15 protein-coding genes and 1 riboswitch are annotated in these 16,463 nt (G+C 70.2%); of the genes, 7 read left to right on the forward strand and 8 right to left on the reverse strand.

Translation table 11 applies throughout. The features are described from left to right. From AOK23_RS14265 to def, 4 genes are all read left to right on the forward strand, one after another. A partial coding sequence (locus AOK23_RS14265) for an HD-GYP domain-containing protein (protein WP_157878033.1) occupies positions 1 to 716 on the forward strand: 716 nt, incomplete at its 5' end. Beyond that, complete coding sequence (locus AOK23_RS14270) at positions 713 to 1,969, forward strand: HD-GYP domain-containing protein (protein ID WP_055713088.1); 1,257 nt, start codon at positions 713 to 715, stop codon at positions 1,967 to 1,969. The genes AOK23_RS14265 and AOK23_RS14270, both read left to right, overlap by 4 nt. 126 nt (positions 1,970 to 2,095) lie before the next feature. Next, entirely contained in the window at positions 2,096 to 3,103 is a 1,008-nt protein-coding gene (locus tag AOK23_RS14275) for a tetratricopeptide repeat protein (RefSeq protein WP_055518996.1), read from the forward strand. A gap of 135 nt (positions 3,104 to 3,238) precedes the next feature. Beyond that, complete coding sequence (def, locus tag AOK23_RS14280) at positions 3,239 to 3,889, forward strand: peptide deformylase (protein WP_055713089.1); 651 nt, start codon at positions 3,239 to 3,241, stop codon at positions 3,887 to 3,889. Positions 3,890 to 3,963: 74 nt separating this feature from the next. Here def and AOK23_RS14285 read toward each other — a convergent pair whose 3' ends face one another. Further along, positions 3,964 to 4,929, reverse strand: a complete 966-nt coding sequence (locus tag AOK23_RS14285) for a helix-turn-helix domain-containing protein (RefSeq protein ID WP_055713090.1) — start codon at positions 4,927 to 4,929, stop codon at positions 3,964 to 3,966. 93 nt (positions 4,930 to 5,022) lie between these two features. On the opposite strand from AOK23_RS14285, the gene AOK23_RS14290 reads away from it, so the two are divergent. Both AOK23_RS14290 and AOK23_RS14295 read left to right on the forward strand, forming a co-directional pair. Further along, positions 5,023 to 5,238, forward strand: a complete 216-nt coding sequence (locus tag AOK23_RS14290) for a hypothetical protein (protein ID WP_055713099.1) — start codon at positions 5,023 to 5,025, stop codon at positions 5,236 to 5,238. A 66-nt stretch (positions 5,239 to 5,304) separates the two neighbouring features. Further along, the gene (locus tag AOK23_RS14295; protein ID WP_055713091.1) at positions 5,305 to 6,102 is read left to right on the forward strand and encodes a hypothetical protein; all 798 of its coding nucleotides are present in this window, start codon (positions 5,305 to 5,307) and stop codon (positions 6,100 to 6,102) included. 59 nt (positions 6,103 to 6,161) lie between these two features. Here the strand turns inward: AOK23_RS14295 and AOK23_RS14300 are convergent, their stop codons facing one another. The 7 genes from AOK23_RS14300 to AOK23_RS14330 form a co-directional block, all read right to left on the reverse strand. Further along, positions 6,162 to 7,172 (reverse strand): ribonucleotide-diphosphate reductase subunit beta, encoded by a 1,011-nt coding sequence (locus AOK23_RS14300; protein ID WP_107102787.1) that lies wholly within the window; start codon positions 7,170 to 7,172, stop codon positions 6,162 to 6,164. After that, positions 7,172 to 9,610 (reverse strand): ribonucleoside-diphosphate reductase subunit alpha, encoded by a 2,439-nt coding sequence (locus tag AOK23_RS14305; RefSeq protein WP_055713093.1) that lies wholly within the window; start codon positions 9,608 to 9,610, stop codon positions 7,172 to 7,174. Before AOK23_RS14305 ends, AOK23_RS14300 begins: the two co-directional genes overlap by 1 nt. 125 nt (positions 9,611 to 9,735) lie before the next feature. Then, positions 9,736 to 9,859, reverse strand: a riboswitch (cobalamin riboswitch). A 62-nt stretch (positions 9,860 to 9,921) separates the two neighbouring features. Beyond that, a complete protein-coding gene (locus AOK23_RS14310) occupies positions 9,922 to 10,428 on the reverse strand; it encodes a GNAT family N-acetyltransferase (protein ID WP_055713094.1) in 507 nt (168 codons plus the stop codon). A gap of 167 nt (positions 10,429 to 10,595) precedes the next feature. Beyond that, complete coding sequence (locus AOK23_RS14315; protein ID WP_055713095.1) at positions 10,596 to 11,585, reverse strand: nucleoside hydrolase; 990 nt, start codon at positions 11,583 to 11,585, stop codon at positions 10,596 to 10,598. A 246-nt stretch (positions 11,586 to 11,831) separates the two neighbouring features. Then, positions 11,832 to 13,460, reverse strand: a complete 1,629-nt coding sequence (gene mctP / locus AOK23_RS14320) for a monocarboxylate uptake permease MctP (RefSeq protein WP_055713096.1) — start codon at positions 13,458 to 13,460, stop codon at positions 11,832 to 11,834. Further along, complete coding sequence (locus AOK23_RS14325) at positions 13,457 to 13,738, reverse strand: DUF3311 domain-containing protein (RefSeq protein ID WP_055713097.1); 282 nt, start codon at positions 13,736 to 13,738, stop codon at positions 13,457 to 13,459. The genes mctP and AOK23_RS14325 overlap by 4 nt, the downstream gene beginning before the upstream one ends. 217 nt (positions 13,739 to 13,955) lie before the next feature. Next, the gene (locus AOK23_RS14330; RefSeq protein ID WP_055518975.1) at positions 13,956 to 14,720 is read right to left on the reverse strand and encodes a GntR family transcriptional regulator; all 765 of its coding nucleotides are present in this window, start codon (positions 14,718 to 14,720) and stop codon (positions 13,956 to 13,958) included. A 368-nt stretch (positions 14,721 to 15,088) separates the two neighbouring features. Here AOK23_RS14330 and AOK23_RS14335 point away from each other — a divergent pair, with 368 nt between their 5' ends. Next, positions 15,089 to 16,366: an extracellular solute-binding protein gene (locus AOK23_RS14335; protein ID WP_055713098.1), complete on the forward strand. Its 1,278-nt coding sequence runs from the start codon at positions 15,089 to 15,091 to the stop codon at positions 16,364 to 16,366. Positions 16,367 to 16,463: the final 97 nt, after the last annotated feature.

Here is a 16,463-nt window from a genome sequence, read left to right on the forward strand (position 1 = left end):
GCGCGATCATCAAGGACGCCTATACGCGCGGCCACAGCGAACGGGTCGGGCAGGCGTCCTTGATGATCGCGCGCGAGCTGGGCATGGACGACGACCGCGCCGAGGTGCTGCGCTTCGCCGGGATCCTCCACGACGTGGGGAAACTGGGGGTGCCGACGCGGCTGCTGCGCAAGGACGGGCCGCTCACCCCGGAGGAGCGGCGGATCGTCGAACTGCATCCCGAGTACGGGCACGAGATGGTGCGCGGGATCTCCTTCCTCGGCGAGGCGCGGGCGGCGGTCCTGCACCACCACGAGCGGATGGACGGGAGCGGATACCCCTACGGGCTGGTCGGGAGCGAGATCCCGGAGTTCGCGCGGCTGGTGGCGGTGGCCGACGCGTTCGACGCGATGACCTCGACCCGGTCCTACCGGCGGGGGCGCCCGGTCGCCGCCGCGCTGGCGGAGCTGGAGCGCTGCGCCGGCACGCAGTTCGACCCCGTGATGGTGGGAGCGCTGGGACGGGCACTGTCCCGCTGCGGCTGGGAGCCCCTGGTGACCACCGCACCACGCGGAAACGTACCGGCGCCGGGGGCACCTGCCGTGGAGCGTGCCGCGGGGGCGGCGGCCGATCGGGGAGCGGCCGAGCAGCGGGCGCACGAGCAGCGGGCGCCCGAGCGGGGATCGGCTGATCGGGGAGTCGTCGAGCGCGATGCCGCCGGGAGGCGGGGCCGGTGAGTTCTCCGAGGGGGGCTCCGGTCCCGCTCCTCCCCGTCCTTCTCCGCTGCCTTGCCGCCCTGCTCGTGCTCGCCGGGCTCGGGCACACCCTCCGGTACGGCCTCGACGAGCCCGGAGTCGCTCTCGTGTTCGGTGTGCTGGTGGGCGCGGGGGAGCTGTCCCGCTGGCGCGGGGCGGAGGGCAGGGAGCAGGCGCCGCTGGGCGCGGCCGGAGGGCTCGCGTACGCGCTGCTGGGGGAGTGCGCGGGGCGTTCGACGGCGCACGGGGTGCCGCAGGTCGTGGCCGTCGTCGCCGTGGGCGCGCTGCTCGGGTGTGCGCCCCACGCCGCAAGGGGGCGCGGGGACACCGCCGACCACCTCACCCGGCGCGTCCTCACCGTCGCCTTCGCCGCCGTCTGCTTCCAGCCCCTGCACGACAGCGGACGGCTGCTGGGCTGGAGCGGGCACGCGCGCGTGCTGCTGCTCGTCGGCCTGCTCGTGATGACCGCCCTGTGTGACGCCGTCCTGGCGGCGGCCCTGGCACGGGCCCGGACCCGATGGCCGTACGGGCCGCTGCTGCGGGACGAACTGCGGGGCCTCCTCGGGATCGGCTCGGCGGTCTGCGCGACCGGCGTCGTGATGGCCGTCGCGGTCGGGGTCGCCGGACTGTGGGCGCTGCCCGTGTTCTCGCTTCCGCTGCTGCTCACCCAGCTGTCGTTCCGGCGGTACGCGGCCGTGCGGACCACGTACCGGCAGACCATCGCCTCGCTGGCCAGGGCCACGGAGATCGCGGGGTACACCCCGCCCGGCCACGCCCGCAGGGTCGCCGCCCTCAGCCGTGAGGTGGGGCGGGAGCTGGGGCTCGGCGAGCGGGAGCTGACCGTCCTGGAGTACGCGGCCCTCATGCACGACATCGGACAGCTCAGCCTGGTCGACCCGGTGCCCGGCGGCGCCACCGTCGGCCTGCCGACGGCGGAGCAGCGTCGGATCGCGCTGCTGGGCGGCGCTGTCGTGCGGCAGACCGGGGTGGACACCGAGGTCGCCGTGGTGGTGGAGCGCCAGGCCGATCCCTACCGTGAGCAGCCGGTCGGCGCGCGGATCGTCCGGGCGGTGAACGCATACGAGGAGAAGACCCGGGAAGCAGGGCCCTCAGGGCCGCTCAGGGCACTGGAGGAACTGCGGCTCGCGACAGCACACGACTATCAGCCAGAGGTGGTCGAATCGCTTGCCAGGGTGGTCGCACGAGACGGTCTGACCTTGCCCGTGGTGGGGTAACCCATGGGTAATGAGCGGCTCTCCTTCCGTCCGTGGTTGGATGCGAGGGAGAGGGTGTACCGGGGGCGACGGCCGGCCCACTCCACGGAAACGGCAGGCGGGAACCGTAACTGGCAGGCGGGAATCGTGAGGATCTTCGGCAAGGGACGGCATCGGCCCTCCGCCTCGTGGCGGCAGGCCACCGACCGGGCGTTCACGCTCATCGGCGACGGTCGTTACGAGGACGCGGGGGCACTGCTGACCCGTGCCGCGGACCTGGAGCCGTGGCTGTCCGAGTCCTGGTTCAACCTCGCCCTGCTGCACAAGTTCCGGCACGACTGGGAGCAGGCCAGAGCGGCCGGCCTGAGGGCCGTCGCGCTGCTCGACCGGGAGACCGGGGCGCCCGACTGGTGGAACGTGGGCATCGCCGCCACCGCCCTGCAGGACTGGCCGCTGGCACGTCGTGCCTGGCAGGCGTACGGGCTGCGGGTGCCCGGTGGTGCGGCCCGGCCGAAGCCCGGGGGCGGCGTCGCGGACACCGGGGAGCCGGTGGGCATGGACCTGGGCAGCGCTGCCGTGCGGCTCTCGCCGGAGGGTGAGGCCGAGGTCGTGTGGGGGCGCAGGCTCGACCCGGCGCGCATAGAGGTGCTCTCCATTCCGCTGCCGTCGTCCGGCCGGCGCTGGGGCGAGGTCGTCCTCCACGACGGAGTCCCGCACGGCGAGCGGACCACGGCCGCCGGCCACGCGTACCCGGTGTTCGACGAGATCGAACTGTGGGCGCCGTCGCCGGTGCCGACCTGGGTGGTGCTGCTGGAGGCCGCCACGGAGTCCGACCGGGACGCGCTGGAACGGCTCGCGGCCGACGCGGGCTTCGCCGCCGAGGACTGGTCGTCGTCGGTGCGGCTGCTGTGCCGGCTGTGCTCGGAGTCCCGGATGCCGTCCGACGAGGGCGACGGGGACCACATGGACCCGCACGACCACAGTGAGCCTGGGCATCCCGGGCCGCTCGGGCATGTCACGGACGGGCAGTTGTGGGTGCCCGAGCGGGAGTGCGGCATCGCCGCGCCGGCGTCGTTGGTACGGGGGCTGCTCGACGGGTGGGTCGCCGACAGCCCTGATTCCAGGGACTGGCGGGATCTCGAAGAGGTCTGTTAGAGGGTCGAGCGGTCGTACGCCGGGGCACGGACCGCGCCCGGCCGGTCACACGGTTGCCCGCGCTCCCCTCCGCCGCTGCCCGTACCCTGTATCAGCAACTCAGCCCTTGTTTTGTGAGGAAGGCGTACGTCTGTCATGGCTCAGCAGGACACCGAACAGCAGCACGTGGGCGTGCTCCCCGTCGACGACGAGGGATTCGTCGTCGACACGGAGGACTGCGAGGAGCGCGAGCAGGCGTACCGCGAGCGCGGCACCTCGCGGCCCATCACCGTCGTCGGGAACCCGGTCCTGCACAAGGAGTGCAAGGACGTCACGGAGTTCGGCGACGAACTCGCCAAGCTCGTGGACGACATGTTCGCCAGCCAGCGCACCGCCGAGGGCGTGGGCCTCGCCGCCAACCAGATCGGCGTCGACCTGAAGGTGTTCGTGTACGACTGCCCCGACGACGAGGGCAACCGCCACGTCGGCGTCGTCTGCAACCCCAAGCTCGTCGAACTGCCCGCCGAAAAGCGCCGGTTGGACGACAGCAACGAGGGCTGCCTGTCGGTGCCGACCGCGTACATGCCGCTCGCCCGGCCCGACTACGCCGAGGTCACCGGCCAGGACGAGAAGGGCAACCCGATCAAGGTCCGCGGCACCGGGTACTTCGCGCGCTGCCTCCAGCACGAGACCGACCACCTGTACGGCTACCTGTACATCGACCGGCTCTCCAAGCGCGACCGCAAGGACGCGCTGCGGCAGATGGCCGAGAACGAGCCGCGCTACCCCGTCGTCGCGAACGACTGAACCACCGCACGGACACATCCCGGGCGCGCGTCCGGGCGGCAGCCGACCGCCCCGACGCGCGCCCGGCGCCGTTCTCAGGCGGCGGCCTCCGGACCCCGGAAGGTACGGCGGTAGGCCTGCGGTGTCGTACCCAGGGCCCGGACGAACTGATGGCGCAGGGTGGCCGCCGTGCCGAAACCCGTGCGCCAGGCGATCGCGTCCATCGTCTCGTCCGTCGCCTCCAGCAACCGCTGTGCCAGCAGCACCCGTTGGCGCAGGATCCAACGGTATGGGGTGGTCCCCGTCTCCTGCTGGAAGCGGCGGGCGAACGTCCGCGGCGACATGTGGGCGCGTGCCGCGAGCTGCTCGACGGTGACCTCCTCGTCGAGGTGGCGTTCCATCCACGCCAGCACCTCGCCGACCGTGTCGCACTGCGAGCGCGGCAGCGGCCGCTCGACGTACTGGGCCTGGCCCCCGTCCCGGTGCGGTGGCACGACCATCCGCCGGGCGATCTTGTTGGCGACCTCCGGCCCCTGCTCCTTGCGGACGATGTGCAGACAGGCGTCGATACCGGCCGCCGTGCCCGCCGAGGTGATCACCGGGTCCTCGTCCACGTACAGCACGTCCGGCTCCACCATCGCGCGCGGATACCGCCGGGACAGCTCGTCGGAGTGCCGCCAGTGCACCGCGCAGCGCCGGCCGTCCAGCAGACCGGCCGCACCGAGCACGAACACCCCCGAGCACACGCTCAGCACCCGGGCGCCCCGGTCGGTGGCCCGGCGCAGCGCCTCCAGCAGGTCCGCCGGATAGATCCGCCGCACATAGCTCTCGCCCGCCGGGACGACGACCAGGTCGGCCTCGTCGAGCCGCTCCAGTCCGTACGGCGTCGAGATCGTGAACCCGGCGTGCGTGCGCAGGGTCGGGCCCTCCGCGGAGGCGACCGCGAAGTCGTACACGGGCAGGCCCTCGTCGCTGCGGTCCAGGCCGAAGACCTCGCAGACGACACCGAGTTCGAAGGGGTGCACGCCGTCCATGAGGACGGCCGCCACGTTGGTCAGCATGCCTCCAGTGTGCCTCGGAAGTGGCAGTAATTGGAGGGCGCGCGGCAGTACTGCCACTGTTGGTAAGGGGTGTTCCGCGTGACAGTGGTGTCCATGGACACCACACAGCTGCAAGCACTCATCGGAACACTGGTCGTACTCGGCATGCTGGCCCTGGTCGCGCTGCCCGCCCTCATCGGCGTCCTCCACGACCGGCGTGTGGACCGGCAGCTCAGGGAGGCGGCGGAACGCCAGGCCGCCATCGACGGGCCGCGGCCCGAGCGGCGTACCTCCGGCGCCGCCTCGCGCCGCTTCGCCCGCACGGTCTGATCGCATATCTGTACGACTCCGACCTCCCTCCGTGTGTAGCCTCTCCCCGACCACAAGGGGAGGATCATGAGACACGGAACGCGCCCCGCGCACGGCCGCACCCTGGCCGTCGCGGGCGGGGCGGCGGCCCTGGTGCTGCTGGCGGCGACGGGGGCCCAGGCAGAGGGGAAGGGCGACGTCCGGGTGACGAAGACGGTCGTCAACGGCGGCGGGAACGTCATCGTGGGGACGTCGAAGACCATCACGTACCCGATCGCCGTCACCATCAAGGACAACTCGGGTGCCAGGAAGATCACCGATCTGAGCACCTTCAACAGGTCCAACGGCTACGGCTTCATCACCTGGGACGACGACTCGTCCTGCAAGAAGAAGAGCGCGACGACATCGGTGTGCACAGGAACGATGAGGGTCGACCCCGGCTGGATCGCCGACAGCGACGACATTGACTCCAACCGCGTAGCCGGGGTCTGGCAGGTCAACGCCACCGTCAAGGCCAACGACGGCGACTACTGGATCTCCGACAACATCGCCCGGTACAAGGTCAAGCGTGCCTCGAAGCTGACCACCGCCATCGCGCCCGACAAGGTCGCCAAGGGCTCGAAGGTCACCGTCACCGGCACGCTGTCCCGCGCCAACTGGGAGACCCTCAAGTACCAGGGGTTCACGGGGCAGTCGGTCCGGCTTCAGTTCAAGAAGAACGGCGCCGCCCGCTACACCACCGTGAAGACGGTGAAGTCGGGCAGCGCCGGAAGGCTCAGCACCAAGGTGACCGTCGACGCGGCGGGCAGCTGGCGCTGGTACTTCCCCGGCCTGACGTCGACCGCGCGGGTCACCTCGGCCGGGGACACGATCACGCTCAAGTGACCCCGGCGGGCCGGGGCGAACCGGCCCGCCACCCTCGTGGCGGAGCCGGCTCGCGGGTCCTAGAAGTCCTCGTCCAGGTCGACGGTGCCCTCCACCGCGACCTGGTACGCGGACGGCCGCCGCTCGAAGAAGTTGGTCAGCTCCTGGACGCCCTGCAGCTCCATGAAGGAGAAGGGGTTCTCCGAGCCGTACACCGGCGCGAAGCCGAGCCGCGTCAGCCGCTGGTCGGCGACGCACTCCAGATACTGCCGCATGGAGTCGGTGTTCATGCCCGGCAGGCCGTCACCGCACAGGTCGCGGGCGAACTGCAGCTCGGCCTCCACGGCCTCCCGCAGCATGTCCGTCACCTGCTGCTGCAGCTCGTCGTCGAAGAGGTCCGGCTCCTCCTTGCGGACGGTGTCGACCACGTCGAACGCGAAGCTCATGTGCATCGTCTCGTCGCGGAACACCCAGTTGGTGCCCGTCGCCAGACCGTGCAGCAGGCCCCGGCTGCGGAACCAGTAGACGTACGCGAAGGCACCGTAGAAGAACAGCCCCTCGATGCACGCCGCGAAGCAGATGAGGTTGAGCAGGAAGCGGCGACGGTCCGCCCGCGACTCCAGGCGGTCCAGCTTCTCGACCGAGTCCATCCACTTGAAGCAGAACCCGGCCTTCTCCCGGATGGACGGGATGTTCTCCACGGCCGCGAAGGCCGCCGTCCTGTCCTCCGGGTCGGGGAGGTAGGTGTCCAGCAGCGTCAGGTAGAACTGGACGTGGACGGCCTCCTCGAACAACTGCCGCGACAGATACAGCCGCGCCTCGGGGGAGTTGATGTGCTTGTAGAGCGTCAGCACCAGGTTGTTCGCGACGATCGAGTCGCCCGTCGCGAAGAAGGCGACCAGACGGCCGATCAGGTGCTGCTCGGCCGGGCTGAGCTTCGCGAGGTCGGCGACGTCCGAGTGGAGGTCGACCTCCTCCACGGTCCAGGTGTTCTTGATGGCGTCCCGGTAGCGCTCGTAGAAGTCCGGGTAGCGCATGGGGCGCAGAGTCAGCTCGAAGCCGGGGTCGAGAAGATTCTGGGTGCTGGACATCACTGGCAGGCCTCGCAGGACTCGGGGTTCTCAAGGGAGCAGGCGACGGCGTCCGGGTCGGCGGCCTGCTGGACGGGGATGGTCTTCTCGGACTGGGCGGACAGCTGCGTCTGCGTCTGCGTCTGGCCCTGGCCCTGGGCGGCGCGGGCGATACGGGTCGCCGGGCGCGAGCGCAGGTAGTACGTGGTCTTCAGCCCCGACTTCCAGGCGTACGCGTACATCGAGGAGAGCTTGCCGATGGTCGGCGTCTCCAGGAACAGGTTCAGCGACTGGGCCTGGTCCAGATACGGGGTGCGGGCGGCGGCCATGTCGATCAGGCCGCGCTGGGGGATCTCCCAGGCCGTGCGGTACAGCGCCCGGACGTCGGCCGGGATCCACGCGAAGTCCTGCACGGAGCCGTTCGAGTCGCGCAGCGCCTCACGGGTGCGGGCGTCCCAGACGCCCAGCTCCTTGAGGTCCTTCACCAGGTAGGAGTTGACCTGGAGGAACTCACCGGAGAGGGTCTCCCGCTTGAACAGGTTGGACACCTGCGGCTCGATGCACTCGTACACACCGGCGATGGAGGCGATGGTCGCCGTGGGCGCGATGGCGAGGAGCAGCGAGTTGCGCATGCCGACCGCGGCGACGCGCTCGCGCAGGGCCGCCCAGCGCTCCGGCCAGGTGAACTCCACGCCGTAGTGGTCGGGGTGCAGCACACCGCGGGCCGTCCGGGTCTTCTCCCAGGCCGGCAGCGGGCCGTTGCGCTCGGCGAGGTCGGTGGACGCCTCGTACGCGGCGAGCATGATGCGCTCGGCGATCCGGGTGGACAGGGCCTTCGCCTCGGCCGAGTCGAACGGCAGCCGCAGCTTGAAGAAGACGTCCTGCAGGCCCATCGCGCCGAGGCCCACGGGGCGCCACTTGGCGTTGGACCGGCCCGCCTGCTCGGTGGGGTAGAAGTTGATGTCGACGACCCGGTCCAGGAAGGTCACGGCCGTGCGGACGGTCTCGTCCAGCCGCTGCCAGTCCAGGTCACCGGTCGTGAGGTCGACGAAGGCGCCCAGGTTCACCGAGCCCAGGTTGCAGACCGCCGTCTCGCCGTCGTCCGTGACCTCCAGGATCTCCGTGCAGAGGTTGGAGGAGTGGACGACGTGGCCCGGCTCGGCCGTCTGGTTGGCGGTGCGGTTGGCGGCGTCCTTGAACGTCATCCATCCGTTGCCGGTCTGCGCGAGCGTCCGCATCATGCGGCCGTACAGGTCACGGGCCGGGATGGTCTTCCGCGCCAGCCCGTCCGTCTCCGCCTTGCGGTACGCGGCGTCGAACTCGGCGCCCCACAGGTCGACCAGCTCGGGCACGTCCGCCGGGGAGAACAGCGACCACTGCTCGTCCGCGTTGACCCGGCGCATGAACTCGTCCGGGATCCAGTGCGCCAGGTTCAGGTTGTGCGTACGGCGGGCGTCCTCACCGGTGTTGTCGCGCAGCTCCAGGAACTCCTCGATGTCGGAGTGCCAGGTCTCCAGGTAGACCGCGGCCGCGCCCTTGCGCCGGCCGCCCTGGTTCACGGCGGCGACCGAGGCGTCCAGCGTCTTCAGGAACGGCACGATGCCGTTGGAGTGCCCGTTGGTACCGCGGATCAGCGAACCGCGCGAACGGATGCGGGAGTACGACAGCCCGATGCCGCCGGCGTGCTTCGAGAGGCGGGCCACCTGGTGGTAGCGGTCGTAGATGGAGTCCAGCTCGTCCAGTGGGGAGTCGAGAAGGTAGCAGGACGACATCTGGGGGTGTCGCGTGCCGGAGTTGAAGAGGGTGGGGGAGGAGGGCAGGTAGTCGAGGCGGCTCATGAGCCGGTACAGAGCGGCGACCTCGTCCACGGACCGCGCGGTGTCGTCCTCGGCGAGACCACTGGCCACCCGCAGCATGAAGTGCTGCGGCGTCTCCACCACCTTGCGGGTGATCGGATGCCTGAGGAGGTAGCGGCTGTGGAGCGTGCGCAGCCCGAAGTAGCCGAACCGGTCGTCGGCGGCCGGGTCGACGAGCGCGTCGAGCCGCTCGGCGTGCAGGCGCGTGAACTCCGCCGTGCGGTCGGCGACGAGCCCTTCCCGGTGGCCCACGGCGACGGACTCCGTGAACGTCGTGACGCCCTGGGAGGCGGCCTCGGCGCGGATGGAGATCGTCAGCAGGCGGGCGGCCAGCTTCGAGTAGGCGGGGTCCTCGGAGATGAGGCCGGCGGCCGCCTCCGTGGCCAGCTCGCGCAGCTCCGTCTCGTCCGCCCGAGCGGACCGGCCGCGCAGCGCGGCGGCGGCGACCCGGCCGGGGTCGGCGTCGGGCAGGTCGGCGGTCAGCTCGGTCAGGGTCCGCAGCAACGCGGCACCGGGACCGTCGGTCTCCGTCACCGGAGTGGCGGAAGCCGGTCCGGCGGGGGCCGGGGTGGCTGAAACCGGGTCGGCTGGCGCGATGGTCACGTGGGGGCTCTCCCTCGCTCGGCACGGGGCCTCGCCGAGGGCAGGCAGCAGCACACGAGCGCACGGGGGCGTCGCGTCCACCGACCCACTCCACGAGGCCCGGACGTCAGGGCACCCGGACCGGACGGCCGGGCGCACTGTCGGCAGGTCCTCGGACTGAACTCGCGTGCGAAAACACGCAAGTACACCGTTGCGGGACAGTTCCGGATTCGCACCGGATTCCCCTGCGGCGACAGCGAGCATGAGCATACATCTTGTGTTGGGTAGCCGGTCCACCCCCAGATGTTGTGTCCCCGTGACTTCGGAGCGTGTCATAGCGTCAACTCATAGGTGAGCAGCGTCAGGTCCGGGAGGTGCGGGACGGGGTTCCAGTCGCGTGCCGGCGTTCGAACGAAGCCCAGCCGTTCGTAGATGCGGTGGGCGGAGTGCATGGTCCGCTGGGTCGACAGCACGACCCGTACACAGCCCTCGACGGCTCTGGCGCGCTCGACGCAGTCGCGCACGAGGGCCTCGCCGATGCCGCGGCCGCGGGCGGCGTGGTCGACTGCCAGCATCCGGATCTCGGCCTCACCGGTGGTGGCGATATCGGCCATGGCGCCTCCGGCCCGGACGAAGGTCACGCCGCCGACCACCCGTCCCTCCGCCACGGCCACGAGCACCTCGGCCGCGGCGGCCCGCCGCGCCACGTCCCGCAGTTCGCCGAGGTATGCGTCGCTCTCGCCGAAGTCCAGCAAACCGTCCGTCAGGTAGGCCTGTGCGGTGATGTCGCCGAGGTCGGTGTACTCGTCGGGGGAGATGTGCCTGATCGTGATGTCCATGGATCGCAGTCTGCACGAGGAGGCGGTCGGCAGGTCCGCGGTTGTCCACAGGGACGGTTGATCGTGTGATTGTCGGTGTGGCTGAGGGCTGAGGGCTGAGGGCTGAGGGCTGAGGGCTGAGGGCTGAGGGCTGAGGGCTGGCGGCGGGGCGGCTGGCGGTGGGCCGGTCAGGGCAGTGCCGGCCAGTGCGACAGCGTCGTCACGAAGTGCTCGCTGAAGTCACGGGGGCCGGGGCCGAGGGCGACGCGGCCGGTGATGCGGAGGCGGGCCGTCAGGGAGGGGGACTCGGAGTAGTAGATCCGTCGGGCGTCGGCCGGCACGAACACGGTCTGGCCGCGCGTGAGTTCGCTCGCGCACTCCACGACCACGGCCCCCTCGGCGGCCGTCACGAACGCCTCGTCCCCGCACACCCCCACCGCCAGCGGATCGTGCAGCGGACACGTGCCGTCGCCGCCGTGGCGGCCGTAGGCCTGCATGTACGTCCGCATCAGCCGGGCGGCGAGCGCCGTGCCCGGGCCCGCCGCCTCCAGCGCCGCGAGGTCCGCGGGGCGGAACAGCCACCGGTGGGAGGCGTCCAGGTCGACCATCGTGAACGGGATGCCGGAGGCGAGCACGACCTCGGCGGCGTCCGGGTCGGACCAGATGTTGAACTCGGCGACCGGGGTGAAGTTCCCCGGCACCTGCGCGGCGCCACCCATGAACACGAACTTCGCGACGCGGCGGGCGAAACCGGGATCCTCCAGCAGGGCGATCGCGACGTTCGTGAGCGGGCCGGTGGCGCACACCGTCAGCTCGCCCTCGTACTCGCGGGACAGGCGCAGCAGGGCCTGTGCGGAGGACTCCGTGGGGTGCGGGGCGGTGGAGTCGGGCAGGGACTCCTCGCCGAGGCCGGCCCGGCCGTGGAAGGCGGATGCCTCGCGGTAGGGGAGGCGGGACAGGGGGCGGCCCGCGCCCCGGTGGACGGGGACGTCGGTGTCGATGCGGAGGGCTCGGGCCAGTGCGCGGGCGTTGCGGTAGGTGGCGTCGGCGGGGAGGTTGCCGCCGACCGAGGTGTAGGCCTTGAGGTCCCAGAGGCCTGTGCCGAGGAGGTACTGCAGGGCTACGGCGTCGTCGATACCGGGGTCGCTGTCCAGGACGATCGGTGCGGGGACGGTCACGGGGTCAGGGTAGCCGGGGGTGCGCCCGCTGCCGTTGCCCTTCCGTCATCAGGGGCTGTGCCCCTTCGGGCCCCTTGGGCGCCTATGAAGTCGGGGGTTCGCTGTGTCGGCGGGTGCGGCTTCGTCGTGGTTGCTCGCGCAGTTCCCCGCGCCCCTTTCGGGCCTTCGGCCCTTCAAGGGGCCTGCGGCCCGTCGGAAGGGGCTCGGGCCTTCCACTGGGGCGCGGGGAAGCTGCGCGTCGGAGCGTCAGTGGCTCGAACCCGCCGTCGCCGGGGGCAGTTCCACCTGGACTCCCGCGTCGCCCGCGTCGGCCGTGTAGTCGCTCGGCTTGGTCTCGTCGATGCCGTCGGGGGCCTTGGCCGCCCGGAGGACGAAGGTGAGGACCACGGTGACGGCGACGTTGAGGACGAACGCCGTGAGGCCGATGTAGCCGATCTCGCCGATGCCGGGGATCTCCGCGGAGGAGCCGCCGAAGTGCTTCTGGGTCGGCGAGGAGACGTTCCACGCGGCGACCGTCCCGTAGATCATGCCGACCGCCCAGCCGGCGAGCAGGGCCCAGCGGTGGCACCAGCGGGTGAAGAGGCCGCCGACCAGGGCCGGGAAGGTCTGGAGGATCCAGATGCCGCCGAGGAGCTGGAAGTTGATGGCGACGGTCTTGTCCATCGTCAGGACGAAGACCAGCGCGCCGACCTTCACCAGCAGCGACACCAGCTTGGAGACCTTGGTCTCCTGCGCGGGCGTGGCGTCCGGCTTGATGAAGTCCTTGTAGATGTTGCGGGTGAAAAGGTTCGCCGCGGCGATGGACATGATCGCCGCCGGCACCAGCGCTCCGATGCCGATCGCCGCGAAGGCCACGCCCGCGAACCAGTCCGGGAACATGGTCTCGAACAGCTGCGGGATCGCCAGCTGGCCGTTCTGCACCTTGACGCCGGCCGCGATCGCCATGAAGCCCAGCAGCGCCAGCAGGCCCAGCATCAGCGAGTACAGCGGCAGGATCGTGGTGTTGCGGCGGATCACCTCGCGGCTCTTCGAGGACAGCGTCGCGGTGATCGAGTGCGGGTACATGAAGAGCGCGAGCGCCGAGCCGAGGGCCAGGGTCGCGTACGTCCACTGGTTGGCGTCGCCCGGGACCAGGGCCCCGCGCGGCGCGCCCGTCGCCGGGTTGGTCTGGCCGTACGCCTCGCTCGCCTTGGCGAAGATGTCGTCGAAGCCGCCGAGCTTGATCGGGATGTAGATGATCGCCACCGCGATGACGATGTAGATCAGCGTGTCCTTCACGAACGCGATCAGCGCGGGGGCGCGGAGGCCGGAGGAGTAGGTGTACGCGGCCAGGACGCCGAAGGCGATCAGCAGCGGCAGGTCCTTGATGAACCAGTTGGTGTTCTCGCCGCCGCCGACGCCCATCACGTCCAGCACGGCCTGGATGCCGACGAGCTGGAGGGCGATGTAGGGCATCGTTGCCAGGATGCCGGTCAGCGCCACCGCGAGCGACAGGCCCTTCGAGCCGAAGCGGCCCCGGACGAAGTCCGACGTGGTCACGTACCCGTGCCGGTGCGACACCGACCACAGACGGGGCAGGAACGTGAAGATGAGCGGGTACACCAGGATCGTGTAGGGCACCGCGAAGAAGCCGGCCGCGCCCGCCGCGTAGATCGCCGCCGGTACGGCGACGAAGGTGTACGCGGTGTAGAGGTCGCCGCCGAGCAGGAACCAGGTGATCCAGGTACCGAACGACCGTCCGCCCAGGCCCCATTCGTCGAGGCTGTGCTCGTTCTCGGCCTTGCGCCAGCGGGCGGCCATGAAGCCCATCACCGTGACGGCCAGGAAGAAGAAGATGAAGACGGCGAGTGCCACGCCGTTCACGCCGTCCTTCACTGCGCGACACCCCCGTCCTCGGACCGCGCGGACCTGCGGGCTCGCTGGTCACGCTGCCACAGCACGTAGGCGGCGGCCGTGAGCGCGGTGGAGATCAGCACCCAGGCCATCTGGTACCAGTAGAAGAACGGGATGCCGATGAACGCGGGGTCCGTCTTGGCGTACGAACCGACCCAGAGCATCGCCACGAACGGGGCGAACAGGAACAGGGCGATGACCACTCTGACAGGTGTCACCGCCGGTGTCTCCGGTGATTTCACGTCGGGCGCATTGGACATACCAGGGCTCCGTCCCCTCACTGATCACCTGAGTAATGCGCAGGAAATCTAAGGGACTGCTCCGCTGCGCGTAACCCCTGTTCGCATAACGGATTTGCGGAGGTACTGCGTCCCGTGCGTCCTCTCCGGCGCACGGGACGGCTGCCGCCGCGGGGGATCGGTGAGACCGTCGCAGGGGATCGGTCGCCGCCGCGGGGGACCGATCGCCGCGGGCCGGTCAGTCCTGCGGGCGCTTCAGGCGCGCCACGAACTTGTAGCGGTCGCCCCGGTAGACGGAGCGCACCCACTCCACCGGCTGGCCCTCCTTGTCCACGGAGTGGCGGGAGAGCATCAGCATCGGCAGGCCGACGTCCGTGCCGAGCAGGCCGGCCTCGCGCGGGGTGGCGAGGGAGGTCTCGATGGTCTCCTCGGCCTCGGCGAGATGGACGTCGTACACCTCGGCGAGCGCGGTGTAGAGGGACGTGTACTTGACCAGTGACCTGCGCAGGGCGGGGAAGCGCTTGGCGGACAGATGGGTCGTCTCGATGGCCATCGGCTCGCCGTTCGCCATACGGAGCCGCTCGATCCGCAAGACCCGTCCGCCCGCCGTGATGTCCAGCAGCCCGGCGAGGGTGTCGTCCGCGGTGACGTAGCCGATGTCCAGCAGCTGGGACGTCGGTTCCAGACCCTGGGCGCGCATGTCCTCGGTGTACGAGGTGAGTTGCAGGGCCTGGGAGACCTTCGGCTTGGCGACGAACGTGCCCTTGCCCTGGATGCGCTCCAGACGCCCCTCGACCACCAGTTCCTGCAGCGCCTGCCGCACGGTCGTGCGCGAGGTGTCGAACTCTGCGGCCAGCGTCCGCTCCGGGGGGACCGGCGTGCCCGGCGGCAGTGTTTCGGTCATGTCGAGCAGGTGCTTCTTCAGGCGGTAGTACTTGGGCACGCGCGCGGTACGGACGTTCGCCCCGTTCTCGTTCTCCGCACTGCTGACGTCGGTGCTCATGCTCCGCCTTCCCGGCTCCTAGTGGCGTGATCCTTCTGTATACCCGCACAGCCCCCGCTGGTCTAGTCCATGGAGGGGGCTCCGCTGGTCCACTCCGGGAAGGTGCAGTGGTCTACCTGACGAGTGTGACTCAAGCGCTCGGTTTTCGCTGCCTTCTTACATAAAGGTTCTTGCATATGTAGGTCGCATAACGGCTGGTGAGAGCGGGTTCGCGCACCCTTGACACACCGATTGGTCTGAGCCAAGCTCCGGCGTACTGGTCTACACCATTGGTCCAGGTCCCGGCCCCATGGGCGGTACGTCTGTCACCGCGGGGAGCAGGGGGGTTTGTGGCATCCCTGAGGAATGGCATCCCTGAGGAGGGTGGCGTGAAGCGCAAGCTGACAACCGCGATCTGTGTCGCGGGCATGATGGTCTCCATCGCGGCGTGCGGGGGCGAGAGCGGGGGCTCGGACAAAGCGGCCGACACCAAGGAACTGACCGTCTGGCTCACGGTCGACGCGCAGAACAACTGGCCGGAACTGGTCAAGGCCGCCGACGCCGCGGTCACGAAGAAGCACCCCGGCATCAAGATCAAGCACGAGTACTACGGCTGGCCCGACAAGAACGCCAAGCTGGACGCCGTTCTCGCCACCGACAAGGCCCCCGACGTCGTCGAGATGGGCAACACCGAGATGCTCGCCTACATGGTCAAGGGCGCCTTCGCCCCCGTTGACCCGGCGAAGTTCGACAACTCCGGCGCCTGGCTCGACGGCCTCAAGGCCTCCGTGACCTACGACGGCAAGACCTACGGCGTTCCGTACTACGCCGGTGGCCGCGTCGCCAACTGGCGCAAGGACGTCTTCGCCGCCGTGGGCGTCAAGTCCCCGCCGAAGACGTACGACGAGCTGACCGCCGCCCTCGACAAGGTCCAGAAGAAGCGGGGCAACAAGTTCAGCGCCTGGTACCAGCCCACCCGCGACTGGTACGCGGCCATGTCCTTCGTCTACGACGCCGGCGGCTCCATCGCCGTCGAGTCGGGCGGCCAGTGGAAGGCCAGCCTCTCCTCCCCGGAGTCCGTCAAGGGCCTGAAGGAGTTCCAGAACGTCGTCGACAGCTACATGCACGGCGACAAGACCAAGGACGAGTCCGACCGGTACATCGTCTACGGCCAGGGCAAGTCCGGCATGATCTTCTCTCCCGCCTGGGAGGGCGCGACCGCCGCGGCCAAGGAGAACGACAAGACCGGCAAGCTCGCCGGCCACGTCGAGAACTTCGTGATGCCCGGACCGTCCGGCAAGAACCTGCCCGTCTTCCTCGGCGGCTCCGACCTCGCCGTCCCCGTGAAGTCCGACGCGCAGGGTGTCGCCGCCGAATGGATCAACGCCTTCACCGGCCCCGCCGGCCAGAAGGGGCTGATGGAGAAGGGCAACCTGCCCAACAACAAGACCGACCTCGCCACCCTCAAGGACGACCCGGCGACGGCGGTCCCGGCCACCGCGGCCGAGTCCAACTGGTTCGTCCCTATGGCGCCCGGCTGGGGCCAGGTCGAGAAGGCCCAGATCCTCCAGACCATGCTCCAGAACATCGGCACCGGCAAGAAGACGGTCGAGGAGGCCGCGAAGGACGCGGACGCCGCGATCGACAAGGTCATCAACACCAAGTGACGGTCGACCCCCGGTCGGGCCCGGCGTCGTGGTCGGGCCCGACCGGGGGTGCCACAGCGCCGACCGGTGGTGCCATGACTGTCTCTGAGACACATCT

Source organism: Streptomyces torulosus, from assembly GCF_001419765.1.
Classification (GTDB): domain Bacteria; phylum Actinomycetota; class Actinomycetes; order Streptomycetales; family Streptomycetaceae; genus Streptomyces; species Streptomyces torulosus.